We start from the raw sequence: 25,450 nt of genomic DNA, 5'->3' as shown, positions 1-25,450 counted from the left end.
CGTTCACCGTCCCGGGGTGAGGTGCTCGGCGAGGAAGTTCTCGACGACCCGCATCACATCCGGTAGGCCGGCGTGATGCGCACAATGCGGATAGGTGCGCAGCGTGGTCTCACAGGTCAGCGCGCGCTGCAGCGCGAACCCGGTCTCCGGCGGGCACACGTCGTCCTCGAGCCCGACGTACAGGAGAGTCGGCGCCTGGACCTTCGGCGCGAAGTTCAGCCCGTCGTAGTACGCGACCGTCTCTCGCACGCGGTCCACGTCCTTCGGATGGATCCGCAGGTACTCGTTGATCTCCTCGTACGGGTACGAGCGGGTCAACGTCGGCGCGGTCATGATCCCGCAGAGGTACGGCGCACCGGCTGCCACGCACCGGATCGCATCCGGAAGCAGCGCGGCCGTGGAGATCCCGAGACCACCGCCCTGGCTCGACCCCTGTAGCCCGATCCGCAGATTGTCGACATCTGGACGATCCAACAACACTTCAACCGCACGAACGACATCCAGATAGAACCCGCGGTACCCGTATGTGTTGGGGTCGACGATGTTGTGCGTCAGCAGTCCCGGGTAGCCCGGGTTGAAGGTCTCGTTCGACCGAAGTTTTCCGCGCGGGGCGACCGCGAGCGCGGCGTACCCGAGCTCGGACCAATCCTTCGGGATGGTCGGCTCGGAGATGTAGCCGGGGATCGTGACGAGGGCGGGCAGCGGCGTGGGGTGGTCGCGCGGGACGGTATACCAGCCGGCGATCCGCAGACCGCCGTAGCTCGTGTAACGCAGATCGTAGACAATCACCTTGTCCGTGGAGAGCGTCGGCATCTCTGTGAAGACGGGGTCGAGCGGGTACGACGCGCAGTCCGCCAGACCAGCCGCCCAGAACTCATCGAAGTCGCCGGGCAGCTCGACCTCGACGGTCGCATTCTCGGGGTCTCTCAAGAGCATTCCTCTCAATTCGGAGCGCGGAGTGCGGTGCCGTCAGACGGCGGGTGAGCTCCACGGCTGTGCCTCCAACGCTTGGGCGATGCGCAAGCGGTACAGACGCGTAGGGCGTCCTTTGGGGTGGTGCTGGGCGGTGCCTTCGACGCTCACCAGGCCGCCTGCGTCGAGGGTGCGGATCAGCCGGCGGCCGCTCTGGTCCGTGATGCCGAGATGACCGGCAAGCTCTCCGGGCGAGAGCGTGCGGCCTTGTAGTTCGTGGTCCAGCGCGGCCAGCCGGGACACGGTGGCGGCGCTCAGTCCGACGTACTTCGCGAGTTGTTCGACCTCTTCGCCGTGCTCGCGGTACGAGAACCGGAGCGCGTCGCCGGCCGGCCCCATCGGGCCGATGACGACACCGCTGTCCTCGAAGAGGTACGCGCAGGGTTCTTCGGACAGCTCGGCGCGCGCGGCAGCCTGCTCGGCGAGCAGGACGCAGTTGCGCGCCGACACCCCGACCCCGAATCCGGCCGAGATCTGCGCGCCGAGCGCCGCGGCGGCCTCGGCCAGCGCGGGTACGGCGACCCAGTTGCGGGTGATGCGCTCGAACAACGCCTTGTGGGCGAAGACGACCACACCGCGGCGCCCGCGGTTCTCGATCCAGGCGCCGGCGAACTCCGGGGTGTTGAGCAGGTGATTCATCAGCCCGATGCGGGCGCGTTCCTCGTCCGCGGACCGCGAGATCAGAAAGACGCCGGCCGCGAACCGCTGCGCGCTGGCCCGCTCCGACTCGATCCGCAGCGCGAGCTCGTGCAGCTCGGTGCGAATCGTTGCCGGCACCGGCATACCGCTCATGATCGGGATCTGCCCGTCGAGCTGCTCGCGGACCGCGGCGCGCCCGCTGATCACATAGCTGCGGTTGCCGAACTTTTGGTATACCAAACGGTGGAAGGCGACGATCTCGTCCACGCTCTGGGTCGGTGCGTAGGGCAAGCAATCGATCTGGTCCTGGTCGAGGTCCAGCGCGGTAGCCACCGCTTCCACTGCCTCGGCCGGGAACGTGTCGATGCTGATCGGCAGACGACCCCAACCGCGTTCCTGCGCGCGGTAGAGCGCGAGCGTGAGGTCGAGTGCCGACGGGCGGATCACGCCGACGGAGAGACCAGGCGGCAACAGTTCGCGGCTCGCGGTGTAGGGCACCGGTCCGGCCAGGAAGCCGTCGAGTCGCGTCGTACTCAGGAAGTCGGCGACCTTGTCCCGGATCTCGTCCTCGTGGTCGTAGCTGACCCACTCGAGATCCACACCGCCGAGCGTGGCCGCCGCGTCGTGGAACAGCTGGTCGTGGGTCACATGCGTGACGACCCCGATCACGATGCCCACGGCACTCCTTAACGAACCATGTTCGGAAGTGATTCGTAAATCCAATGCCGTCCAAGTTCCCCGGTTTCGCAGGTCAGGTCAAGGGATCTGCGTGATTCGTTCAAGCCGCGAGACGTGATACCGGTCTAGCGTCGCGGCCATGATTCTCGTCACCGGTGGGCTCGGCATGATCGGCGCCCACACCGCCCGCGCCCTCCTCGACCTCGGGCACGACGTCGTCGTCACGTCACACCGGCGTACCGATGCTCCTTCGTTCCTCGACGGCAAAGTCATCGTCGAGCAGCTCGACCTCACCGACCGGGAAGCGTTCCTCGCGCTCGGGAAACGCCACGACATCAGCGACATCGTGCACCTGGCCGGCTCGATCCCTGGTGACGATCCGGTCGCGTACTTCCGCCACGACACCGCGGCCCTGTTCAACGCGCTGGACGCGGCGCGGGCGTGGGGCGTACGGCGGTTTGCCGTTGCCAGCAGCATCGGCGTGTATATCGGGCAGGACGAAAACCCTTGGCACGAAGGGATGGCGCTCCCGACCGCCGATCTGCCGCACCTGATCGTCGCCTTCAAGAAGGCCGTCGAGCCCGTGACGACGCACAGCCTGGCCGGCACCGGTGTGCGGCCGATCGTGCTCCGGATCGGCTCGACCTGGGGCCCGCTGATGGACCCGGAGTCGATCTTCAGCCCGATCCCGCCGTACGTGAGCGCCGTACTCCGCGGCGAAACCCCCGCTCCCCTGCCGGCCGACGCCGGCGGCGACTGGTGCTACGCGCCTGACATGGGCCGCGCGATCGCGTCCCTGGTCAACGCGGACGCCCTCAACCACACCGCCTACAACGTCTCGAGCGGCAAGCCCTTCGTGTACGGCGAAGCGGCCGGCCAGCTGGCTGTCGAGCCCGGCGGCGAGACCAGCCCGCACCTCGACATCACGCGCCTGACCGAGGAGACCGGCTTCATCCCTAGCTTCACGTTCCCCGAAGCCGTCGCCGACTACTTCACCTGGCGCACCACCAACGGCCGCTGAGAGGTCTGATCATGCTCGACCCCACCATCCGCCGCGTCCTCGACGGCGCCGCATTCGTCCACCTGGCAACGATCCTCCCCGACGGTTCCCCGCACAGCACACCGGTGTACGCCGGCACGCGGGCGAGCAGATCGTGTTCTTCACGGGACCAGGGATGCAGAAGGCCCGCAACCTGCGCCGTGACCCGCGGGTCGCGTTGTCGATCGTGCCTGCCGACAATCCGTTCGAACCGATCGCGGTCCGCGGCCGCGCGATCGAGTGGATCGAGCGACGACGCCTGGCAGATCATCGACCGACTCGTGGCGAAGTACATCGATCTGCAGTATCCGCGCGACCAGGAACGCGTGGTGATCGCCATCGAGCCCGACCGGCAGAAGGTCGGGATGAGCTGACGCTCCGTTGTCCGGGGAGACGGCAATCAGGTATCTCTCAGCTTGTCGGCCGTAGCCTTCGGGACCGTGCAAACTCGCGTGTTCTCTGCTCCGAAGGTTCCGGCGGTCTTCGTCATGTTCTGGGTGGTCAAGCTGCTGACCACCGGGATCGGCGAGACCGCCTCCGACTACCTCGGCACCATCAGCATCCCGCTGGCCGCTGTCATCGGCGTCGGCGGTTTCGGCACCGCGCTCTACCTGCAGCTGAAGGCAAAGACCTATCACCCGGTCCGCTACTGGATCACTGTCCTCGGCGTCGCTCTGTTCGGCACGATGATCGCCGACGGACCGCATGTCGCACTCGGAACGCCGTACTGGTTCGACTCCATCGTCTACCTGGCGTTGCTGTGCGGCCTGCTGACCTGGTGGCGGCGCAGTGAAGGCACGATCTCGGTGCACTCGATCACCACCGCCCGGCGCGAGCGGTTCTACTGGGGTGTCGTTCTGCTGACCTTCGGCCTCGGCACTGCCGTCGGCGACGCCACCGCCATCGACTTCGGCCTAGGCTTCACCTGGTCGATCCTGCTGTTCGCCGTACTGATCGTCGTACCGCTCGGCCTGTGGAAGCTCGGGCTCAACGTCACCGTCGCCTTCTGGTCGTCGTACGTGCTCACCCGTCCGCTCGGCGCCTCGGTCGCCGACTGGCTCGGCAAAGGCACCCACGACGGCGGCGTCGGCTGGGGCATCGGCCCGGTCACCCTGATCGGCCTGCTGCTCTTCGCCGTGTTCGTCGCCTACTTGACCATGACCCATAGCGACGTCGACCACGCAGCCACCCACGCCCGCGAGGCGTCAGCTCAACCTCGCGCGAACAGTCTCCCGTAGCCGTCGACGCGGAGCTTCGACCCGGTCGCGGCCAGGATCGACCAGAGCAGTACCTGGTTTGCCTCGAGCACCAGCTTCCCCGTACGCCGTTCGAGCTCGTCGATCGCGGATGCCGCCCGAAAGCCGTTGCCGGCGATGAACACCGCCTCCGTCGAGGCGTCGACGTCTTCGGTGACGTAGTCGATCACTTGCTCGGGACGCACCCGGTCCGGGCGCTCGGGCAGCGACGTCGCGGTCAGGCAGACAGCGTCGATTCCTTGATCGCGGAAGTACGTCGCGCCGAGGTCTCCCATCTCCGCCTCGAACCACGGGGGATGGATCAGGGCCACCCGGCGTACACCGAATGTCTTCAACGCCTGCGCGGCGGCGAGTCCACTTGTGACGACCGGGACGCCGGCCAGTTGGTGAAGGTCGCTGATCATGGCGGCTTCCGCCACGTGCCCGATCGCGTATCCGGTCGTGGTTGAGGCGTAGGCGATGACGTCGACCGATGCCTTCTGGAGCGAGGCGACGGCCGGGCTCAGCGCCGAGTCGGTGGCCAGCGGGCGAAGGTCCTTGGCCGCGGTTGGAGGGGTCCCGTTGGAGTCTCCTGATCCCCGTATGCGTGCGACGAGCACGTCAAGAGTTGCCATTTCCGGAATCTCGACTTCAGGTCCTGGTGCCGCATGCGGCGTGAGTACTCCGATCGTGAGCGCCGCGTCGCCTGATTCCCTACTCCGCTGGTGCTTCATGCGGCCGGTAGATCTGCACGACAACTCCGTTGGGGAACGGCTTGGACTCGACGAGATCCAGGTGCCGCGACTCCGGAAGCTGGTCGAACAACGTCTGCCCGCGGCCCAGGACCAGCGGCTGGACCAGGAGGCGGTACTCGTCGATCAGATCCGCGGCGGCCAGCGCACCGGCCAACCGGTGACCGCCCCAGACGATCACGTCCGCGCCCGGCTCGGCCTTGATGGCAGCGATCTCGCTCGCGAGGTCGCCGCGCGCGACCCGGGTCTCAGGCCAGGTGGCCTCGGCGTCGCTGAGGGTCTTCGAGAACACGACCTTCGGTACGTCGTTCATCGGCGCCGCGTAGGCGTCGTCGGAGTGCGGCCAGAACGACGCCATCTCCTGGTACGTGACACGCCCCATGAGGTGCGCACCGGCCTTGCTGACCCGTTCCAGCTTCCACTGCTTCAGCTCATCGGCTTCGGGGATCGCCACTCCTGGATGCTCGCGATCGCTGCCGACGTACCCATCCAGGGACATTGACATGTAAAGCAGGACGTTTCGCATGGCTCCCTCTCGTATCGCTTCAATTACTCCACCCTCGACACTCGCAGCCACCCGAGCCAGCAGCAACACCGTTCCCGGGCACACCCGCGCCGGGTGGGTGGGGCCACCACCTCCGTCGCACTACTGCGGTCCGTCCCAGCCACCTGTGCGACGCCACCGGACGCAGCCAAAGGACCTGACGCCGCGACGCGGCGTCCTATTCGTCGCGAGGCCAGACACGATCGCCTCCGCCGCAGCGATCTGGTTATGGGGCCGTCCCCGCGCCGCCGAGGGCGGTCAGCGAGGTAGCCGCCGCCGAGGCGGCGTCATTTCGCACCCGAGGCGGGGCGAAAAGAGCTGCCGCCACGAGGCAGCATCCGTTCGCGAGTGGTCGCAGAAACAATCGGCTCCGCCGCAGCGATCCGGTTGCACGGCGATCCGCGCTCCGCCGAAGGCAGCCAAGAAGACAGTCGCCGCCGAAGGCGGTGTCCATTTCACGCCGGAGGCGCCCCAAACTGCTGCCGCGCAGCGGCGCCTTTCGCCGGCGGCCGCACACGCAACCACCTCCACCCAAACGACCCGGATGCACAGCGATCCACGCCCCGCCGAAGGCGGCCAAGAAGGCAGCCGCCGCCGAAGGCGGTGTCCAGTTCACGCCGGAGGCGCGGTCGGCTCCGCCGGAGGGATCTGGGTGTAGGGCGGTCCGCGCGCCGCCGGAGGCGGTCAAAAGAACTGCCGCCGCGAAGCGGTGTCCTTTGTGGGCGGGTGTCCTTTGCGGGCGGGTGTCCTTTGCTGTTCTCGCGGGCGGTGGCCTTAGCCGCCGGAGACGCCTATTTCGGCGTCGGCTAGGTCGGCGGAGAGGCCGTCTGTGTCGTCCAGCCAGCCCTGTGGGAGGACGATGTGGTCGCGGGGGCTGCCTTGGCGGCCGCGGGGGGCGCCTAGTTCGGCGACTGGGAAGGGGACGGTCGGGTCCAGCTGGGACAGGAGTTCGTCCAGGTGGGCGAGGGTGTCGACCATGCCGAGCGCGGCTCGGAGTTCGCCGCCGGCCGGGAAGCCCTTGAGGTACCACGGGACGTGTTTGCGGAAGTCGCGGAGGCCTCGCTGCTCGCCCATCAGTTCGGCGAGCAGTTCCGCGTGGCGGCGCATGACTACGGCTACCTCACCGAGGGTGGGGAGGTTGAGGGAATCGGCGCCGGCGAAGGCTGCTGCCAGGTCGCGGAAGAGCCAAGGGCGGCCCAAGCACCCGCGCCCGACGATCACTCCAGCGCACCCGGTCTCGGCGACCATCCGCAACGCGTCGCCGGCCTCCCAGATGTCGCCGTTCCCCAGCACGGGAATCGACACGTGCTCGACCAGTTCAGCGATCGTCGACCAGTCCGCCTGGCCGGAGTACGCCTGTGCCGCCGTACGACCATGCAGCCCGATCGCGGCCGCACCCGAGTCCGAAGCGATCCGCCCGGCGTCCAGGTACGTCTGGTGCGAAGAGTCGATCCCGATCCGCGTCTTCATCGTCACGGGTACGCCGTACGGCTCCGCGGCATGCACCGCGGAGCGGAGGATCGCCCCGAGCAGATTCCGCTTCCACGGCAGCGCGGCGCCACCGCCCTTGCGGGTCACCTTCGGCACGGGACACCCGAAGTTCAGATCGATATGCGCAACCCCGTACGAGTCACAAAGGATCTGCACAGCCCGCCCGATGAAGACAGGATCGACGCCGTACAGCTGCACCGACCGCACCGTCTCGCGCGCGTCGAACGTGAGCATGTCGAGCGACTTCTGATCGCCCTCGACGATGCCGCGCGACGTGATCATCTCGCAGACGTACAGCCCGGCGCCCTGCTCGGCGCACAGTCGCCGGTACGCCGCGTTGGTGATGCCGGCCATCGGGGCCAAAACCACCGGCGTCTCGATCGTGAGGTTGCCGAGCTTCAACATCAGGCCTTCGCCACCAGCACCTGTCCGTTGCCGGAAACCTGTGCTTTATAAGGCTGTACGGCGTTCGCGGTCGTCGTCACATCGCACGCGATCCCCGCGTCGGCAGTCTTGACCACGGCAACATCATCCATCGTGCAGGTCACCTTCGCCGCGTCGGCAACCGACCGCTGCACGGCGTCGACGACCTTCGCGCGAACGATCGCGACCGACGGCGAGGTGAACTTGTACGACGCGGAGTACTGCTTCGCGTCGACCGTCAACGTCCCGCTGTACGACTTCCCGGCGTACGTCACCGTGCAGGTGAGCTCGTGGTTGCCGGCGGTCTCCACCTTGTCGATCCCCGGGCACTTCACCGTCGTGGTGGCGGACTTCCCGGCCGCGATCTGCGCCTGCTTGGAGATCGCAAAGGTGATGCGTGAAGCCAGCGGCGCATCGCCGGCCGGCTCGCCGGTCACCTTCGGCGTCGGCCACGGCTTCGACGGCGTCGGCAACGGAGTCAGCGAAGGCGTGGAAGCGGTCGGGATCGGGGCAGTCGACGATGGCGCGCTCGAAGAAGACGAGCTGGACGCGGACGGCGAGCTCCCGGCCGCAGGCTTGTCGTCCGAGCAAGCAGACAACAGGAAGCCAGCCAGAGCGGACAGCCCGAAAACGGCCAGACCGAAGCGAACCCGATCCCGCGACAGCTTCATCGTCAGCAACCCACCAGGTGCTGGGCGAGATATCCGGTGACCTCGGTCAACGCGACCCGCTCCTGCTTCATCGAGTCGCGCTCCCGGATCGTCACGGCCTGGTCCTCGAGCGTGTCGAAGTCAACGGTGATGCAGTACGGCGTACCGATCTCGTCCTGGCGACGATAGCGCCGCCCGATCGCGCCCGCGTCGTCGAAGTCCACGTTCCAGTTCGCCCGCAGCTCGGCGGCGAGGTCGCGGGCCTTCGGCGACAGGTCGGCGTTGCGGGACAGCGGCAGTACGGCGGCCTTGACCGGGGCGAGCCGCGGGTCGAACCGCAGTACCGTGCGCTTGTCGACGCCGCCCTTCGCGTTCGGGGCCTCGTCCTCGGTGTAGGCGTCGAGCAGGAACGCGAGCACGTTGCGGGTCAGGCCGGCCGCGGGCTCGATCACGTACGGCGTCCAGCGCTCGCCCTTCTCCTGGTCGAAGTACGACAGGTCGGCGCCGGAGTGCTTGGAGTGCGTGGACAGGTCGAAGTCGGTGCGGTTCGCGATGCCCTCGAGCTCGTCGAACTCCTTGCCGCCGAAGTTGAACCGGTACTCGATGTCGACGGTGCGCTTGGAGTAGTGGCTCAGCTTCTCCTTCGGGTGCTCGTAGAACCGCAGGTTCTCCGGGTTCAGGCCGAGGCCGGTGTACCAGTCCCAGCGCGCCTTCAGCCAGTACTCGTGCCAGTCCTCGTCGGTCCCGGGCTCGACGAAGAACTCCATCTCCATCTGCTCGAACTCGCGGGTCCGGAAGATGAAGTTGCCGGGAGTGATCTCGTTGCGGAAGCTCTTGCCGACCTGGGCGATGCCGAACGGCGGCTTCTTCCGGGCGGTGCCCATCACGTTCGCGAAGTTGATGAAGATGCCCTGCGCGGTCTCCGGGCGGAGGTAGTGCAGGCCCTCCTCGGACTCGACCGGGCCGAGGTAGGTCTTCAGCAGGCCGTTGAACATCCGCGGCTCGGTGAACGTGGCCTTGTTACCGCAGTTCGGGCAGGCGATCTCGGCGAGCTTGACGTCGTCGACGTCCTTGTTCTTCCGGCGGGCGAAGTCCTCGCGGAGGTGGTCGTCGCGGAACCGCTTGTGGCAGGACTGGCACTCGGTCAGCGGGTCGACGAACTCGGACAGGTGGCCGGAGGCTTCCCAGACCTTGGTCGGCAGGATCACCGAGGAGTCCAGCCCGACGATGTCGTCGCGACCGGTCACCATCGTCCGCCACCACTGGGTCCGGACGTTGTTCTTCAGCTCGACGCCGAGGGGTCCGTAGTCCCAGGCCGACTTGGTACCGCCGTAGATCTCGCCGCAGGGATAGACGAAGCCTCTCCGCTTGCTGAGGCTGACGACGGCATCGACGGTTTCCACGGGCACTTTTGGACTCCAGAACAGGCACAGACGAATCTACGGAAGAGACCAGGCTATCGGTCCTGGGTGGCCGTATCGAATCCGTGCTGGGTCAGCAAATCCCCCGGCCAATCTTCGTACGCCGTCGGCTCGTCGATCGCCTCCGAGAGCAGCGGCACCGCGGCCACCTTCACGTCGTACGGCGACAGGGCCCGCCGGTAACTCCCGACGTTGACGAACTCCAGGTCAAGGGCCAGCAACTCCGGGTCATCGACGTTCCGCCCGACCCGGGCCGAAACGAACCCCTTCTGCTGCGACAGCACGTCGATCGCAACCTGAACCCGCTGCCCGAACTCAGCCTGCGAGGACTCCGCCACCCGGAACCTGATCACCACGAACACCCGAGTCACCTTACGTGACGCGCACGGACACCGGTCAGCACTTCCCCCGCGACGCCGGCCGCCGCACAGTGTCGGTATGCCCGAGCGTGTCGTCGGCCGGCAACGGGAGCTCGGCACTCTCGCCGGCCTGTTGGACGAGGTCGAGCGCGGCCGCGGCCAGGGCGCGCTCCTGATCGGCGACGCCGGCATCGGGAAGTCGACCACGGTGGCTGCCTTCGCGGAGACCGCCCGCGAGCGTGGGTACGTCGTCGCGTGGGGCCGCTGCCCGGAGACGGAGACGCTGCCGTACTGGCCGTGGCGGCAGGCGTTCCGCGCGCTCGGCCTGTCGACCGTGCTGCCTGATGACCCGGGCACCGGCAGGACCGGCGTTTTCGCCGCTGTGGCCGATCAGCTGGCGGCGGCGACAGCGGAGTACCCGGCCGTGATCATCCTGGAAGACCTCCATCTGGCCGACGGACCGGCGCTCGCGCTCTTGCCCTTCGTCATCGGTCTCCTCCCGGAGCTCCGCTGCCTGCTGCTGATCACCAGCCGCGACAACGCCGTAGATGTCGCTGAGCCGGCCGCGGAGGCACTCCGCGCACTGCCTCCGTCGTTCGTTCGGATACCTCTGAGCGGGCTGGACCGTGACGCAACCGGGCAGCTGGTGACACAGGTCCTCGGGCAGGACCCGGACTCCTCGTACGCCGATGTGGTGCACGACCGCACCGGCGGAAACCCCTTCTTCGTCCAGGAGCTGGCCCGCTGGCACGCAGCCCGCGGTACGACGTCCACCGAGACACCGACCGGCGTACAGCAGGTGCTGGAGCGTCGGCTCGCCCGACTGCGTCAGCCGGCGTACGACGTGCTGGCGAGCGCGGCCGTCCTCGGGGAGGACGTAGACCTGGATCTCCTCGCCGCAATGGAGAAGACAGCCACGGCCGACGTACTCGTAGTACTCGCTGACGCGGTAGCGGCGCGGCTTGCCGAGGTCGATGGGACCCGGATGCGCTTCGCACACTCGCTGGTTCGTGAGGTGGTGTACTCCGGCCTGGGCGCGCATCGACAGTCGGCGCTGCATCTCCGGGCGGCGGAGCTGCTCGCGGGGCGCCGGGACGTTGACCCCGGACAGGTCGCTGCGCACTACCGTGGCGCGATCGGTCAGCCGGATGCGGCCATGCGCTCGCATGAGTTCGCTCTGCTGGCCGGTCGGGCCGCACAGCGGCAGTCCGGCTACGAGCAGGCGGTGCGGTTCTATCGGTGGGCTGATCTCGACGATCCGCTGGTGCGGCTGGAGCTGGGCGAGGCGCAGGTCATGGCCGGTGAGCTGGCGGCCGGACGGGACACTTTGCGGGCCGTGGCACGAGAGGCGACTGATCCCCGGACGGTCGCCAGAGCTGTACTTGGGATGGGCGGTGGGGTCGGCGGGTTCGAGGTGGACCTGAGTGACACCGAGCAAACGGAGCTGCTGGCAAGCGTCGTCCCCAAGTTGCCGGACGACGCGCTGAAGGCTGCCGCCATCGCACGCGTTGCACTGGGACGGATACCCACTGATCGCGGTGACGGTCCACGGCAGCTGGCCGACGAGGCGGTGCGACTCGCTCGACTGACAGGAGAGGCTCGCGCCGAAGCCGCGGCATTGGCCGTGTGGTGTGACGTGTTCGCCGGGCCGGACCACGTTGCAGAGCGGGCCGCGGCAGCCGAGCGGATGCTGGCGATCGCCAGCGGCGACCTAGCGCTGCTGCTCCTCGCACGGCGATTGCTCGTGGTGGCTCTGCTCGAGCAGGGCCGGTTCACGGACGCCGACGTACAGATCGCCGCGTTTGCTCGCGCAGTCCTGCCGCTCCGCCTTCCGCTGTACGGCTGGCTGGTGCCGATCTGGAAGGGCATGCGCGCGTTGATGTCCGGACGGCTCGACGAGGCCGAGACCTGTATCGCTGAAGCGACTCGGCTGGGCGAGGATGCGGATAGCGTCAACGCATCCCTGATGGTGTTCGCACTGGGCGCAGCGCTGGCCGACACGACCGGCGTGGTCGCAGACCTGCAGTCGTACGTCGAAATCGTGATGGTGCCGTTCATCGGCAACCCGATGATCGACGGACCGTCCGCCTACTACCTGGCCCGGGCCGGAGCGGTCGATGAGGCCCGCGGCATCGTGCGGCGCCGCGTTCGCGACGGACTGGAGGCGATCCCCAGGGACGCTGAGTGGCTGGAGTCCGTCGCCTTCCTCGGTGCGGCAGCCGGAGTAGTCGGCGACGACGAGTGCGCACAGCTCACCTTCGACGCGTTGACGCCGTACGCCGGGCTGTGGGTGATCGACGGAGTCGGGGGCGCCTGCCTGGGCAGCGTGTCCCTGTTCCTCGGCCGGTTGGCTGCGCAACTCGGACGGCCCGAGGCGCGTGCGCTGCTGGAGACCGCACTCGAAGCGCATCGGACGGCCGGCGCGGAGACGCTGGTCGTGGAGACCGAGAAGGCCCTGGCTGAGCTGGGAGCAGTCCACACCGCCCCCGGTACTGGCGTACTCCGGCTCATCGGCGCGGCGTGGGAGGTGTCCTGGCGTGGCATCACAGTGCACGTTCCGGACTCCAAAGGCGTGCGCGACCTCGCCCTTTTACTCCCGCGGCCGCGGACACCGGTGAGTGTGCTCGACCTGTCAGGTCCGGGTCGGGTCCATGGCGCCGACCTCGGACCGGTACTCGACGACCAGGCACGGGCCGCGTACCGCGAACGACTGCGGGAGCTGACAGATGACCTCTCCGAAGCCGAGGACCGCAACGACCTGGCAAGGGCGGAGAAGCTCCGGGTCGAGCAGGACTTCCTGACGCAGGAGCTGGCCGGGGCGCTTGGGCTCGGTGGCCGCGCCAGATCGGCAGGCGATCCGGTGGAGCGCAGCCGGAAGGCCGTCTCGATGCGCATCGGGGCCGCGGTCAAGGTGATCGAGCGCGTCCACCCGGCGCTGGGCCGACACCTGCGGGCTTCGATCCACACCGGCCGCCAGTGTGTCTACGAACCCGAGGACGACGTCATCTGGCATTGCCAGCTCACACCTGGCGCCTGAGTAGGTGAAGGCAGTTCCTACTCAGCAACAGGAGAGCGACATGACTACCACAGACGTCACCAAAGCAGACCCGGCGGCCGCTGAGGCCTTGCTAGGACGGATGTTCGGCGCAGCGCTCGGTGCGGCCGAGCTGCTCACGATCTACCTCGGCGATCGGCACGGCATCTACCAGGCGATCGGTGCGAACGGTCCGATCACCGCAACCGAGTTGGCCGAGCAGACCGGTGTCGACCACCGGTATCTGGTCGAATGGCTGCAGTCACAGGCGATCAGCGGCCTGCTGACGATCCACGGCACCGACGTGTGGACAGACCGGTTCGAGCTGGCGCCCGGCGTACGCGAGGCGTTGCTGGAGCCGATGAGTCCGTTCTACGCCGGTGGTCTGGCTGCGATCGTGCCCGCAGCCGGCAGGGCGTTCCCCCAACTCGTGGAGGCGTTCCGCACCGGCGCCGGCGTGCCTTACACGGCGTACGGCGAGGAGGCGGTCCAGGCTCAGGAGGCACTGAACCGGCCGGCGTACGTGAACTCGCTGGCGACCGAGTGGGTCCCGGCTGTGCCCGGACTGCACGACGTACTGTCCGCAGGTGCGCGCGTTGCCGATCTGGGGACCGGTGCGGGCTGGTCGGCGATCGAACTGGCCAAGGCGTACCCGGCGGTGCAGGTGGACGGGTACGACAACGACGAGGACTCGATCAGCCGGGCCCGTCGCAATGCAGCCGAGCAGGGCGTGGCCGACCGGGTCGACTTCGAGGTCCGCGACATCACCGCGGTCGCGGCCGGCGGACCGCAGTACGACGTCGTGACGTTCTTCGAGTGTCTGCACGACTTCGCGCACCCGGTGGAGGCGCTGATCGCAGCCCGGAGCGCCGTGGCGCCGGGAGGCTCGGTGATCGTCATGGACGAGCGGGCCGACGAGGTGCTCAGCGCGCCCGGTGACGAGGTGCAGCGGTTCCTGGCCGCGGCCAGCACGATCTGGTGTACGCCGCAGGGTCTGGTCGACGAGGACTCCGACGTGGTCGGCGCGATTATGCGACCGGACCAGCTTCGGCACCTGGCGGAGCACGCCGGCTACCGCAGTGTCGACGTACTGCCGATCGAGCACCCGTTCTGGCGCTTCTACCAACTGCTCCCCTGACACCTGGAACAATGGGGCCATGAGCACCCCCAGCAGTCCGTTGCGGCAGCGGATCACGAAGGTCAGTTATCCGTACATCGCGAGGCTGCATGCCGCGCCCAAGTTGACTCTGCCGGGGATCACGCTGGTGCTGGCGATGGCCGGAGTGTTCGCTCCGGCTGTGGTGGCGGTGCCGGCGTTGGTGTTGCTCACGTTGCTGCTGGGGTGGTTGGCGTTCCTGTCATGGCCCGCGGTGACGACCGGGCAGCGGTTCCTGCGGTTGTTCGTCATGCTGGTGGTGCTGCTGTTCGCGGTGTCGCGGATCGCCAACGGCTGATCAGGGCCGGCCGAGGCTGTCGTACGCCGCCTCGACCGAGGCCTCCCGCAGTTCGTCCACCGGCACGTGGTCGAGCATCACCGCACAGTCGGACAGACCGCCCAGCGCGACCATGCAGCGCACGACGTCGGACAGCGACGGCTCGGTGCCGATCAGGAGCGTAGCCAGCGTCCCGCGCCACTCGATGAACCGGTCCGCCAGGTTGAGCTCGTGCAGCACGGACAGGTCGCGGATCGCGAGCTGGATCAGCTTGCGATGCCGGTAGGCGAGGTCGAAGTACGAGCCGAGGAGCTCGCGCGGTGCGATCGGGGCGGCGGCCTGCTGCGCGGCGGCGTACGCCTCGAAGTCGGCGATCATCGGCTCGACCAGGCTGTTCAGCAGGTCCTCGCGCGACGCGAAGTGGTAGTACAGCGCCGGCTTGGTCACCCCGAGCCGGTCGGCGATGTCGCGCAGGCTGGTCTGCTGCATCCCCCGCTCGGCGAACAGCTCCAGCGCGGCCTGCTGGATCCGCGCCCGGGTGTCCCCGGTCCGTTGTCTCGGCATACTCCGAAGATTAACTGACCTTCCGGTAAGTAAGCCATTGACAACGCCGGACGCGATTGCTTACCTTCCGTTAAGTAAGCAAACGTCAGGGGGTTGTGATGAAGGTTCTGATCTCGGGTGCGAGCGTGGCCGGTCCGGTGCTCGCGCACTGGCTGCACCGCTACGGTTTCGAGCCGACGATCGTCGAGCGCACACCCGAGCTGCGGCACGGGCTCGGCGGTCATGCCGTCGACCTGTTCAGCTCGGCCGCCGAGGTGACCCGCTGGATGGGCTGCTGGGACGCGATCGACGCCGCCCGCACCCGGATCGACTCGATGACGATGGAGCGGGTCGGCCGGCGCCCGGTCAAGGTCGACCTCAGCCGGATGTACGCCGGGATCTCGAGCAGCCACGTGGAGATCCTGCGCGGCGAGCTGACCAGGATCCTGTACGACGCCTCGCGCGACACCGCGGAGTACCTCTTCGGCGACTCGATCGCGAGCCTGTCCGACGACGGCAGCGGAGTGGACGTCACGTTCGACTCCGGCACACAGCGCCGGTTCGACCTGGTCATCGGCGCCGACGGCCTGCACTCGAACGTACGCCGGCTGGCCTTCGGCCCGGAGGAGCCGCTGCGGCGCTGGCTTGGCGGCTACCTCGCCGTGTTCTCGATGCCCGACATCTTCGACGTCGGCAACCACACGCTTGCGCATCTGTCGGTCGACAAGCTCGTCGGCATCTACGGCGTGCACCAGACCGGCCAGACACGCAGCGGCTTCCTGTTCCGTACGCCGCACGAGCTGCACTACGACTACCGCGACAAGGACGAGCAGAAGGCCTTGCTGGTCAAGGAGTTCAGCAACTACGGCTGGAAGGTGCCGCAACTGCTGCAGCACCTGGAGACTGCCGAGGACTTCTACTTCGACTCGATCGCACAGATCACGCTGGACACCTGGAGCACAGGGCGAATCGGACTGGTCGGCGACGCGGGCTACTGTCCCGGACCGGCTGTTGGTGGCGGTACGAGTCTGGCCGTGATGACGGCGTACGTCCTGGCGCGCGAGTTGGCTGCAGCTCGGAGCGATCTGGCGGCAGGACTGCAGAGCTACGAGCGGATCATCCGGCCGCTGGTCGACCAGAGCCGGCGGATCGGTCCGAAGCTGATGGGCACGATCATCCCGGGTAGCCCACTGGCACTGCGGCTGATGCCGTTCGCCGCTGCAACGCTGGCGAAGCTACCGACCTCAGTACAGCGCTTCATCTGGTCGCAGAACGCCGTAGGCAAGACGCTCGGCTCAGTGGACCTCATCCAACCCCAGGTCGGTCAGTCGGTCGCGTAGCCAGGTCAGCTCCTTGGCGATCCGTTTGACCAAGGACTGCCGACCACGCGGCCACACGTGCACCTCGGACTCCAGGTGGTGCGTGAGTGGATGCCCACCGCCGACCAGTCTGGTCAAACAGTCATCCAGTACGCCGGTTGTCACGCTCAACCCGTCCGGTGGCGCACTGTGGGCTGGCAGGTGCGTATGCATCCGCCAGGCCGCGTGCCCCGACAGCTGGTAGGCCTGCGTCACGTCGTCCACTCCGGGCCCGCCCCACTCACGCACCTGCCTCAGGTACTTCGGTGTGCCGAGCTGAGTCAGCATGTACCGAGCGGCCGCATCAGACGGGTCCACCAGCGTCGGCGCGACCGACAACTGCCCTTTGACCACGTCCACTCCAGCCCGCCACAGCATCTGGAACACATCGGCCGGTTCCTCGAACTGGACCGCCAGATGGCACGCATCCAATCCCAGTCCGATGCGCGACGCACCGCCGTACGGACTGGAGTAGCGGTCCAGCCACGCAGCGGCCTGACCGACCATCTCGAGGACGCAGCCCGGCTCGGTGTCGACGCTGAGCCGGATCGTCCGGCCGGTCCGGGTCTCAGTACGCGCGAGGTGCTGCTCGACTCGGTCGAACGCCTCGCGCGCGGCACGGTTCCGCGCCTTCGACCACGGCACGCGCCAGGCGAGCGGGACGGTCGAGATCGATCCGTACGACGCGTCCGCGGGGAGCAACTCGGCCAGGACATCGACCAGGTCGAACGTGTACCGGAGCCGCTCGGGGTCGGTCCAGTCGGGGCAATACAGCTTGCGGCCGACAACCTTGTCGGTGAAGTGCGAGTGCGGGGTGCCGTTCAGCGTGACGACTTCGAGCCGATTGCGGTGCAGCGATCGACGGAGCTTGCTGAGCGCGGCCGGCGAGTTCGCGAGCCGGTCGGCCAGCCGGTGCGGGAACCACAGTCCGACCCCGAGCACAGGTACGTCGAGGGCAGCGCGCACCGGGCCGGCGCAGTCGTCGAGACCGGCGATCAGCTCGTCGAGCTCACCGGCCGGATGCGCGGTCGCGCAGTACCCCAAATGGACGATCGAACCGTCCCGATGACGAAATCTCATCAGCTCCTCACCCCGTTCGGCCACCGAAGGTAGTGACGGGCGGACTCTCCGTGACCTACCAGCACTCTAGAAGCCCGACGGCCCGGGCGGAAGGGCTGATTTTCGGTTAGGGGGTGTGGCGGCTCCGCGCAGTAGGCGCGGAGCCGCCACACCCCCTAAATCCGTTCGGCTTCGGCAACCAGTTCGCGGGAGCGGTCGGCGACGGCCATGGCGGCGAGGGCGGTGGTGAGCGGTACGGCGGCGATGATGCCGAGGCTGCCGACGAGACCGCGGACGACCTCCATCGCGACCGACTCCTGGGACAGGATGACCCGGCCGGGCAGGCCCTGGATCGCGAAGACGAGCAGCACCGGCAACGCTGCACCGGCGTACGCCAGGACGAGGGTGTTGACCACCGAGGCGACGTGCGTGCGACCGATCCGCAGGCCGGCGGCGACCAGCTCGCGGCGGTTCGCGGACGGGTTCGCCGCCGACAGCTCCCAGACGGCCGCCGCCTGGGTGACCGTGACGTCGTCCAGCACACCGAGCGCCCCGATCACCATGCCGGCGACCAGCAGGCCGGTGAGATCGATGTCGGGCACCATCGACTGGGCCCCCGTCGCACCCTCCGACGCCATCCCGCTCAGCTGGCAGAACTTCGTGAAGAACCAGCCCAGCAGGACCGTCAACCCGAGCGCTGCCACCGTCCCCGACAACGCGATCGAACTCTCGGCATTGATCCCGTGCGTGAGGAACAACGCGATCGCCATGATCACCGTGCCGCCGACGACCGCGACCAGCAGCGCGTTCTCGCCGTGGAGGATCGCCGGGAGGATGAACTGCGTCAGCATCACCGCCGTCACCGCCAGCGCGATCAGCGCCGCGAACCCTCGCCAGCGCGACAGTGCGACGACCGCGACCGCGAACAGGCCGGCCAGCAGCAGCAACGAGTTGGTCCGGTCGTGGTCGACGTACGAGTACCGCTCGGCGAGCGTCTGCGCGCCGTTCTCGATGCCGAGCACCACCGACTGACCGACCTTGACCGGGATCGGGGTCTGGTTCGCCTTCGGCACCTCGACCGGCGCCGTCCTGCCCTTGTCCGGACCGCTCGTGAGCTTGACCGTGGCCTCGTCGCACTGCTTCGCCTGCGCCGGCTTCCCGGGGCAGGCCTTGATCGCGGTGATCTCGCCGCGGGCGGCGGCGGTCTGGTACGACGCGACCTTCACGTCGCCGCCGGGCCACATCACGATCATCCCGACGACCGCGGCGAGCAGCAGCGGGATCAGCACCGCCGCCACGACGATCCGGACCCGGCGGGCGACGATCGCATCGTCGTTCACCACCGACGTGTCGACCACGTGGTCGCCGTGCCCGTGACCATGGCCGTGCCCGTGGCCCTGGGGAATTTCCAGCTCCCGGCGCCGGTTGCTCCGGTGGTCGGCGCGCCGGCGCCCGACGTTGCGGCTGGCCATCGTGTGACTCCCTGTTTTGACAACCAGTTCCAATTAAATGAAAATGATTGTCATGAGATCTGGTTTTCGAGCTATTGTCGCCGGTGCCGTCGTCACGGCGACACTCGCCCTGGCCGGATGCGGCGGCTCGTCGGCCACCGGCAGCGACAACGGCAAGCTCGACGTCGTGACCTCGTTCTATCCGCTGGAGTTCATCGCCCGCACCGTGGGTGGCGACGCCGTCAACGTGACCACCCTGACCGCACCGGGTGTCGAGCCGCACGACCTCGAGCTCACCCCCAAACAGGTCGGATCGATCGCGACGGCCAAGCTCGTCGTCTACGAGAAGGACCTGCAGCCGGCCGTCGACGAGGCCGTCGACCAGAACGCCGAGGACGCCGGATTCGACATCTCCCGGGCCGCCCAGCTCGAGGCCACCGGCGCGGACTTCGAGGAGCACGGCGACGGCGTCAAACCGGCCTCGCACAAGGAGAACGCGCTCGACCCGCACTTCTGGCTCGACCCAGTGCGGTACGGCGAGGTCGTGAAGGCGCTCGAGGAGAAGCTCGTCAGCCTCGACAGCGCCAACGCCACTGGGTACCACGAGCGCGCCAAGGCCCTGCTCGGTCAGATCAGCAAGCTCGACACGGAGTACAAGACCGGTCTGGCCGACTGCAAGCTGAGCACGTTCGTGACGAGTCATGAGGCGTTCGCCTACCTGGCGAAGCGATACGGTCTGACGATGGTGGGGATCGCCGGGTTCGCGCCGGATGCGGAGCCGACGCCGAGCCGGATCAAGGAGGTCCAGGACATCGTGAAGGCCCAGAGCGTGACGACCATCTTCTACGAGGAGCTGGTCAGTCCGAAGGTGGCCGAGACGATCGCGAACGACGTCGGCGTCAAGACCGCCGTGCTGAGCCCGATCGAGGGCCTGTCGGACGCCAACTCCAAGGAAACCTACCTGTCCCTCATGCAGCAGAACCTGCAGGAACTGCGGACGGCGAACGGCTGCAAATGACACCAGAAGACTCCCCCAAGGCCGTCCAGGTCTCCGATCTCTCGGTCGACCTGGGCGGCCGGCTCGTGCTTCGGGGTATCGATCTGCAGATCCGGCAGGGCGAGGTGGTCGCCGTCCTCGGGACCAACGGTTCCGGCAAGTCCACGCTGATCAAGACGATCGTCGGCCTGCTGCCCGCGGCTCGCGGCGAGGTCCGCCTGTTCGGTACGCCGGTCCCCCGCTTCCGCCAGTGGCGCCGCGTCGGATACGTACCGCAGCGCATCACCGCGGCAGGCGGCGTACCGGCGACTGTGTATGAGGTGGTGTCGTCCGGTCTGCTGTCGAAGCGGCGGATGTTCAGCCCGCTTGGCGCGGCCGGCAAGCAGGCGATCGAGCAGGCGCTCGAGGTCGTCGACATGGCCGACCGGCGCAAGGACGCGGTCGCCGAGCTGTCCGGCGGCCAGCAGCAGCGGGTCCTGATCGCGCGGGCGCTGGTGTCCGATCCGGAGCTGCTCATCCTCGACGAGCCGACCGCCGGCGTGGATCTGGCCAGCCAGCAGATCTTCGCCGACGCAGTCCGGGACAAGGTCGCGAACGGCACGACGGTGGTGATGGTGAGCCACGACCTCGGCCCGATGGACGCGCTGATCGACCGATCGGTGGTGATGCGCCGCGGCCGCATCGTGTACGACGGGCCGCCGCACGCCTCGCAGACCCACGCCCACGTCCACCACTCACACAGTGACGACGGAGACGACGGACCGGGGTGGACGCCTTCATGAGCATGTTCGAGCTCGAGTTCATGCAACGGGCGCTGATCGCCGGCCTGCTGACCGGACTGTCCGCGCCGGCCATCGGCACCTACCTTGTGCAGCGACGGCTGTCGCTCATGGGCGACGGCATCGGCCACATCGCGATCACCGGGGTCGCGCTGGGCCTGCTGACCGGCTGGGCGCCAGTCCTGACCGCCGTACTCGTGTCGATCGCCGGTGCGACAGCGATCGAGCTGGTCCGGGCGCGCGGGAAGGCCACGGGCGACGTAGCGCTAGCACTGATGTTTTACGGCGGCATAGCCGGCGGCGTGCTCCTCATCGGGCTAGCCGGCCAAGGTGCAGCCACCCTGAACACCTATCTGTTCGGTTCACTCACCACGGTGTCCCAGAGCGACCTGTATGTCGTCGTCGGTCTGGCCGTGGGCGTGCTGGTCGTGGCAATCGGTCTGGGACCGCAGCTGTTCGCCGTGTGCCAGGACGAGGAGTTCGCCCGTACGACGGGGCTCCGGGTGCAGCTGCTCAACCTGGTGATCGCTGTGATGGCTGCGGTGACTGTGACGGTGGCGATGCGGACCGTGGGGCTCTTGCTGGTCAGTGCGCTGATGGTTGTCCCTGTGGCGACAGCACAGCAGGTGACGCGCTCCTTCCGCAGTACGTTCGTCACCGCTTGCATCATCGGCGTGCTGGCGTGCCTGGCCGGCATCGTCACGTCGTACAACGCGAATGTGGCTCCGGGCGCGACCATCGTCGTGCTGGCGCTGGCCGGGTTCGTGGTGGCGGCCACGGTGGGGACGCTGCTCCGGCGGCGGTCCGGCCGGCTGCGTCCGCTCGCGGACGAGGAGCCGGAGGTCGGCGTACCGGCTCCGCAGCCGCATGTGGTCAGCCCCGGGCACCCGCACGCGCACAGCCAGGCTTGTGGTCACCAGAAGGTCGACCACGGCGACCATGTCGACTACGTTCACGACGGTCACCTGCACGCGGCACACGGGGATCACTGGGATGAGCACTGACACTTGCCGACTTCTGAGAGAATTGGGGCGTGGTGACGATATGACAGGAGGAACGGTGGCTATCGGAACACGCTCGACCCGTCAGCGCGCGGCGGTCGCGCAAGCGCTCGACAAGCTCGACGAATTCCGCACCGCCCAGGAGATTCACCAGGACCTCCGGTCCGCCGGTGAGAACGTCGGCCTGACCACTGTCTACCGGACCCTCCAGGCGCTCGCGGACTCCAGCGAGGTCGACGTACTGCGCAACGCCGACGGCGAAACGGCGTACCGGCGCTGCTCGAAGGGTCATCACCACCACCTGGTCTGCCGCAACTGCGGCCGCACCGTCGAGGTCGAGGGCCCCGCCGTCGAGCGCTGGGCCGACAAGGTCGCCGCCGAACACGGCTACGCCGACATCAGCCACACCCTGGAAATCTTCGGCACCTGCGCCGACTGCCAGCAGACCTGATCCTGAGGGTTTGCCTTTGAGTGCGCTCTAAGGCGTACGGTCGTTGACATGAACGCGACCGAGCTGCTGACGGACCGTCGTGCCGCTATCGCGGCGCACCACGCGGAGCTGGAGCCGGTTGATCCGGATCTGCTGTGCCTGCTCGAGCTCCCGGACGATCTGCCCGAGCAGCTGTCGATTGCCGAGGCCGCCGAGCTCACCGGTCTCACCGCGCACACCCTGCGGTACTACGAGCGGATCGGGCTGGTCGACGTACGCCGGGACGCGGCCGGCTACCGCAGCTACGACCGGCGGGCGATGGCGCGGATCGTGTTCATCAGCAGGCTGCGCGCCTCCGGGATGCCGATCGGCACGCTCAGCCACTACCTGGCGCTGGTGCTCGAGGGCGACCACACCGCACCCCAGCGGCTCGCCCTGATGCAGGAGCACCGCGCCAAGATCCACCGGCAGCTGCGTGATCTGCAGCTCGCCCTCGCGGTGACCGACTACAAGATCGACGTGTACGGCGGCACCGCCACTCCGTAACTTTTCCGCGCTCACCCCGGGGGTCCCGGGCGGAGCCATGCCAACTTTTCAGGGAGATTCTGATGAAACTGGGTACTCAAGGCGCCGAGGTCAGCCGGCTCGGACTCGGCTGTATGGGAATGAGCTTCGCCTACGGCGAGGCCGACGACAACGAGTCCGTCGCGACCCTGCACCGCGCGCTCGACCTCGGCATCACGTTCCTCGACACCGCCGACATGTACGGCTTCGGCGCCAACGAGGAGCTGGTCGGCGCGGCGATCGCCGACCGCCGGGACGACGTGTTCCTGGCGACGAAGTTCGGGATCATCGGCGATCCGCGCGACCCGTCGAAGCGCGGTGTCAGCGGGTCACCGGAGTACGTCCGGTCCGCGATCGACGCGTCGCTGCAGCGGCTGGGCGTCGACCACGTGGACCTGTATTACCAGCACCGCGTGGATCCCGGCGTACCGGTCGAGGAGACGGTCGGGGCGATGGCTTCGCTGGTCGAGGCCGGCAAGGTCCGCTACCTCGGGTTGTCGGAGGCGTCGGCGGAGACGATCCGGCGCGCGCACGCCGTACATCCGATCACCGCGGTGCAGAGCGAGTGGTCGCTGTTCAGCCGGGACATCGAGGAGTCGGTGCTGCCGGCCTGCCGCGAGCTCGGCATCGGGGTGGTGCCGTACTCGCCGCTCGGGCGCGGCATGCTGACCGGCGCGCTGCCGTCGGAGCTTGCCGCCGACGACTTCCGCCGTACCCTGCCGCGCTTCTCCGGCGACAACCTCGACGCGAACCTCGCGCTGGTCGAGGAGATCCGTTCGGTGGCCGCGCGGTACGACGCCACGCCGGGCCAGGTCGCCCTTGCCTGGGTGCTTGCGCAGGGCAACGATGTGGCTCCGATCCCGGGGACGAAGCGGCGCAAGTACCTCGAGGAGAACGCCGCAGCCCTGCAGTTGGAGCTGTCCGCGGAGGATCTGGCCGGGTTGTCGAAGCTGACTCCGGCCGGCAACCGCTACCCCGACATGAACTGGGTCGCCGGGCAGACCGTGCCGCAGGACTGATAAACTGACCGCAGTAAGCCTTCCGTACCGGACTCTTCCGGCGGGAGGCTTTTCTGCGTTCTGATCCAGTTGAGGAGACCCATGTCTGATCTCGTGGTACGCCGTGTCGAAGCGTCCGACCGGCCCGTGATGGAGCGGTTGTGGTTGATGTTCCGCCACGACATGTCCGAGTTCCAGGGGCAGCTGCCGCGGCCCGACGGCAGCTACCGCACCGAGTGGTTGGAGAAGGTCCTGACCGGGGATCCGGAGTGGGCCGGGTACCTGATCTCCGTCGGTGAGAACCCGGTCGGCTTCTGCTTCATGCGTGCGCTGCAGCAGCCGGTACACGTGCTGAACGCGTTCTTCATGGTCCGTCCGGTGCGCCGCAGCGGCCTGGGTCTGCGGGCGGTGCAGGAGGCGCTGTCGAACCACCCGGGGCCGTGTGACGTCGCATTCCAGGGCAACAACGAGAAGGCAGTCAGGTTCTGGCAGCGCGTTGCGACCGAGGTGTCCGGCGACGCGTGGACGCAGGAGGCTCGACCGATCGCGGGTAAGCCCGATGCCACACCGGACCTGTGGATCTCATTCAAGGTCTAGCGGCAGACCGAAGTACTCGAAGAGGCTCTGGTCGAAGAACGTGATGTTGTGCGTGATCCCGGCCTTGCTCACGGCAAACACCTGCAGACTGTGAGCTCGGTACCGGCCGTCGTCGGCGCGTACGTACGCGCCGACGGCGGGCTGGTCGTTCGCCACGGTCGTCACCATCCGCCAGGACGGGCCGCGCATCGCGTAGACCCGCTCGATGAATTCGCCGTACGCGTCGCGTCCCACGAGCCACAGCGGCGCCGGCGGCATCTCGAGCACGACCCGCTCGGCCAGCAGCCGGCTGAGGCCTTGTACGTCGGCAGCCTCGAAGGCTCGCACGTAGTCCTCGACGATCGCCTTGATCTCTTTGTCGGTCGGCTCGTCGACGTCGTCCTCCTTGACATCGACCTCGGCCAGACGGGCACGGGCACGTTGGAGCGCACTGTTCACCGAGGCCGGCGTGGTCTCGAGCGCCTCCGCGACGTCGGCGGCGGACCAGTCGAGGACGTCCCGCAGTACCAGGACCGCTCGCTGGCGAGCCGGCAGGTACTGCATCGCGGCGACCAGCGCGAGCCGCAGACTCCCCCGGGCTTCCAGCGCCCCGGCCGGATCGCCGGTCGTCGGGAACGGCTGCAGCCATGGCACGTCCATCGCGAGCTCGATCGGCGCCTGCGCGTCGGTCGTCGCTCCCACCAGGCCTGACGGGAGCGCCCGGCGGCCTCGGCCCTTGAGCGCGGTCAGGCACGCGTTGGTCGCGATCCGGTAGAGCCAGGTGCGGAGCGAAGCCCGCTCCGCGTCGTACGTGTCGATCGCACGCCACGCGCGCAGCATGGTCTCCTGGACCAGATCCTCCGCGTCGTGAACCGACCCGAGCATCCGGTAGCAATGCGCCAGCAATTCACGCCGGTACGGCGCCACCTGCTGATCGAAGTCGTCACGTTCCACGGCGCGAGCCTCCCACTGATCGGGGTCTGTGGAAGTACGTACCGCGCTGCTCGCCGGAATTCATCGCTGC

General features: G+C 68.0%; 25 protein-coding genes. 13 read left to right on the top strand and 12 right to left on the bottom strand.

Translation table 11 applies throughout. From position 1 onward, the window contains the following. Positions 1-3 precede the first annotated feature (3 nt). Positions 4-930 (bottom strand): acetylxylan esterase, encoded by a 927-nt coding sequence (locus ACQPYH_RS14140; protein WP_432891112.1) that lies wholly within the window; start codon positions 928-930, stop codon positions 4-6. A 39-nt stretch (positions 931-969) separates the two neighbouring features. Then, positions 970-2,289 carry a hypothetical protein gene (locus ACQPYH_RS14135; protein ID WP_432891109.1) on the bottom strand — a complete coding sequence of 440 codons (1,320 nt, stop codon included), beginning with the start codon at positions 2,287-2,289 and terminating at the stop codon, positions 970-972. 139 nt (positions 2,290-2,428) lie between these two features. Here ACQPYH_RS14135 and ACQPYH_RS14130 point away from each other — a divergent pair, with 139 nt between their 5' ends. Together ACQPYH_RS14130 and ACQPYH_RS14125 are read left to right on the top strand one after the other, a co-directional pair. After that, positions 2,429-3,310: an NAD-dependent epimerase/dehydratase family protein gene (locus ACQPYH_RS14130; RefSeq protein WP_432891106.1), complete on the top strand. Its 882-nt coding sequence runs from the start codon at positions 2,429-2,431 to the stop codon at positions 3,308-3,310. A gap of 458 nt (positions 3,311-3,768) precedes the next feature. After that, positions 3,769-4,566: a COG4705 family protein gene (locus ACQPYH_RS14125; RefSeq protein ID WP_432891103.1), complete on the top strand. Its 798-nt coding sequence runs from the start codon at positions 3,769-3,771 to the stop codon at positions 4,564-4,566. Here the strand turns inward: ACQPYH_RS14125 and ACQPYH_RS14120 are convergent. The 6 genes from ACQPYH_RS14120 to ACQPYH_RS14095 form a co-directional block, all read right to left on the bottom strand. After that, positions 4,539-5,198, bottom strand: a complete 660-nt coding sequence (locus ACQPYH_RS14120; RefSeq protein WP_432891101.1) for a maleate cis-trans isomerase family protein — start codon at positions 5,196-5,198, stop codon at positions 4,539-4,541. The genes ACQPYH_RS14125 and ACQPYH_RS14120 overlap by 28 nt on opposite strands. A 79-nt stretch (positions 5,199-5,277) precedes the next feature. Further along, positions 5,278-5,820: a dihydrofolate reductase family protein gene (locus ACQPYH_RS14115; protein WP_432891098.1), complete on the bottom strand. Its 543-nt coding sequence runs from the start codon at positions 5,818-5,820 to the stop codon at positions 5,278-5,280. 813 nt (positions 5,821-6,633) lie between these two features. Beyond that, complete coding sequence (dusB, locus tag ACQPYH_RS14110; RefSeq protein WP_432891096.1) at positions 6,634-7,755, bottom strand: tRNA dihydrouridine synthase DusB; 1,122 nt, start codon at positions 7,753-7,755, stop codon at positions 6,634-6,636. After that, entirely contained in the window at positions 7,755-8,444 is a 690-nt protein-coding gene (locus ACQPYH_RS14105; protein ID WP_432891093.1) for a hypothetical protein, read from the bottom strand. Before ACQPYH_RS14105 ends, dusB begins: the two co-directional genes overlap by 1 nt. A gap of 2 nt (positions 8,445-8,446) precedes the next feature. Continuing rightward, positions 8,447-9,832, bottom strand: coding sequence for a glycine--tRNA ligase (locus ACQPYH_RS14100; protein WP_432891090.1), 1,386 nt, complete (start codon positions 9,830-9,832; stop codon positions 8,447-8,449). Between the two features lie 47 nt (positions 9,833-9,879). Continuing rightward, positions 9,880-10,206 (bottom strand): antibiotic biosynthesis monooxygenase family protein, encoded by a 327-nt coding sequence (locus ACQPYH_RS14095; protein WP_432891087.1) that lies wholly within the window; start codon positions 10,204-10,206, stop codon positions 9,880-9,882. A gap of 76 nt (positions 10,207-10,282) precedes the next feature. Here ACQPYH_RS14095 and ACQPYH_RS14090 point away from each other — a divergent pair, with 76 nt between their 5' ends. Genes ACQPYH_RS14090 through ACQPYH_RS14080 form a run of 3 tightly spaced genes read left to right on the top strand, consistent with a single transcriptional unit; the run spans position 10,283 to position 14,691 of the window. After that, positions 10,283-13,240, top strand: coding sequence for an ATP-binding protein (locus ACQPYH_RS14090; RefSeq protein ID WP_432891084.1), 2,958 nt, complete (start codon positions 10,283-10,285; stop codon positions 13,238-13,240). Between the two features lie 40 nt (positions 13,241-13,280). Then, the gene (locus ACQPYH_RS14085) at positions 13,281-14,375 is read left to right on the top strand and encodes a class I SAM-dependent methyltransferase (RefSeq protein WP_432891081.1); all 1,095 of its coding nucleotides are present in this window, start codon (positions 13,281-13,283) and stop codon (positions 14,373-14,375) included. Positions 14,376-14,394: 19 nt separating this feature from the next. Then, positions 14,395-14,691: a DUF6703 family protein gene (locus ACQPYH_RS14080; RefSeq protein ID WP_432891078.1), complete on the top strand. Its 297-nt coding sequence runs from the start codon at positions 14,395-14,397 to the stop codon at positions 14,689-14,691. On the opposite strand, the gene ACQPYH_RS14075 is transcribed toward ACQPYH_RS14080, so the two are convergent. Beyond that, the gene (locus ACQPYH_RS14075; protein ID WP_432891075.1) at positions 14,692-15,234 is read right to left on the bottom strand and encodes a TetR/AcrR family transcriptional regulator; all 543 of its coding nucleotides are present in this window, start codon (positions 15,232-15,234) and stop codon (positions 14,692-14,694) included. 98 nt (positions 15,235-15,332) lie between these two features. On the opposite strand from ACQPYH_RS14075, the gene ACQPYH_RS14070 reads away from it, so the two are divergent. Further along, a complete protein-coding gene (locus ACQPYH_RS14070; RefSeq protein WP_432891072.1) occupies positions 15,333-16,553 on the top strand; it encodes an FAD-dependent monooxygenase in 1,221 nt (406 codons plus the stop codon). Here the strand turns inward: ACQPYH_RS14070 and eboE are convergent. Both eboE and ACQPYH_RS14060 read right to left on the bottom strand, forming a co-directional pair. Then, positions 16,509-17,651 carry a metabolite traffic protein EboE gene (eboE, locus tag ACQPYH_RS14065; protein ID WP_432891069.1) on the bottom strand — a complete coding sequence of 381 codons (1,143 nt, stop codon included), beginning with the start codon at positions 17,649-17,651 and terminating at the stop codon, positions 16,509-16,511. The genes ACQPYH_RS14070 and eboE overlap by 45 nt on opposite strands. A gap of 155 nt (positions 17,652-17,806) precedes the next feature. Beyond that, the gene (locus ACQPYH_RS14060; RefSeq protein WP_432891066.1) at positions 17,807-19,102 is read right to left on the bottom strand and encodes a YibE/F family protein; all 1,296 of its coding nucleotides are present in this window, start codon (positions 19,100-19,102) and stop codon (positions 17,807-17,809) included. A gap of 52 nt (positions 19,103-19,154) precedes the next feature. Here ACQPYH_RS14060 and ACQPYH_RS14055 point away from each other — a divergent pair, with 52 nt between their 5' ends. From ACQPYH_RS14055 to ACQPYH_RS14025, 7 genes are all read left to right on the top strand, one after another. Beyond that, positions 19,155-20,099: a metal ABC transporter substrate-binding protein gene (locus ACQPYH_RS14055; protein WP_432891063.1), complete on the top strand. Its 945-nt coding sequence runs from the start codon at positions 19,155-19,157 to the stop codon at positions 20,097-20,099. After that, positions 20,096-20,860, top strand: a complete 765-nt coding sequence (locus ACQPYH_RS14050) for a metal ABC transporter ATP-binding protein (RefSeq protein WP_432891060.1) — start codon at positions 20,096-20,098, stop codon at positions 20,858-20,860. Before ACQPYH_RS14055 ends, ACQPYH_RS14050 begins: the two co-directional genes overlap by 4 nt. Next, positions 20,857-21,861, top strand: coding sequence for a metal ABC transporter permease (locus ACQPYH_RS14045; RefSeq protein ID WP_432891056.1), 1,005 nt, complete (start codon positions 20,857-20,859; stop codon positions 21,859-21,861). The genes ACQPYH_RS14050 and ACQPYH_RS14045 overlap by 4 nt, the downstream gene beginning before the upstream one ends. A gap of 55 nt (positions 21,862-21,916) precedes the next feature. After that, on the top strand, positions 21,917-22,309 hold the full coding sequence (locus tag ACQPYH_RS14040; protein ID WP_432891054.1) for a Fur family transcriptional regulator: 393 nt from the start codon (positions 21,917-21,919) through the stop codon (positions 22,307-22,309). Between the two features lie 48 nt (positions 22,310-22,357). Further along, positions 22,358-22,834, top strand: coding sequence for a MerR family transcriptional regulator (locus ACQPYH_RS14035; RefSeq protein ID WP_432891052.1), 477 nt, complete (start codon positions 22,358-22,360; stop codon positions 22,832-22,834). Positions 22,835-22,896: 62 nt separating this feature from the next. Then, the gene (locus ACQPYH_RS14030) at positions 22,897-23,871 is read left to right on the top strand and encodes an aldo/keto reductase (protein WP_432891049.1); all 975 of its coding nucleotides are present in this window, start codon (positions 22,897-22,899) and stop codon (positions 23,869-23,871) included. A gap of 81 nt (positions 23,872-23,952) precedes the next feature. Beyond that, entirely contained in the window at positions 23,953-24,447 is a 495-nt protein-coding gene (locus ACQPYH_RS14025) for a GNAT family N-acetyltransferase (RefSeq protein WP_432891047.1), read from the top strand. Here ACQPYH_RS14025 and ACQPYH_RS14020 read toward each other — a convergent pair. Next, positions 24,433-25,380: a sigma-70 family RNA polymerase sigma factor gene (locus tag ACQPYH_RS14020; protein ID WP_432891044.1), complete on the bottom strand. Its 948-nt coding sequence runs from the start codon at positions 25,378-25,380 to the stop codon at positions 24,433-24,435. The genes ACQPYH_RS14025 and ACQPYH_RS14020 overlap by 15 nt on opposite strands. Positions 25,381-25,450: the final 70 nt, after the last annotated feature.

It is taken from the genome of Kribbella sp. CA-245084, assembly GCF_050942355.1.
GTDB lineage: Bacteria > Actinomycetota > Actinomycetes > Propionibacteriales > Kribbellaceae > Kribbella.
Note: the sequence above shows the minus strand (reverse complement) of the source record. Positions and strands in the feature narration are given on the sequence as shown.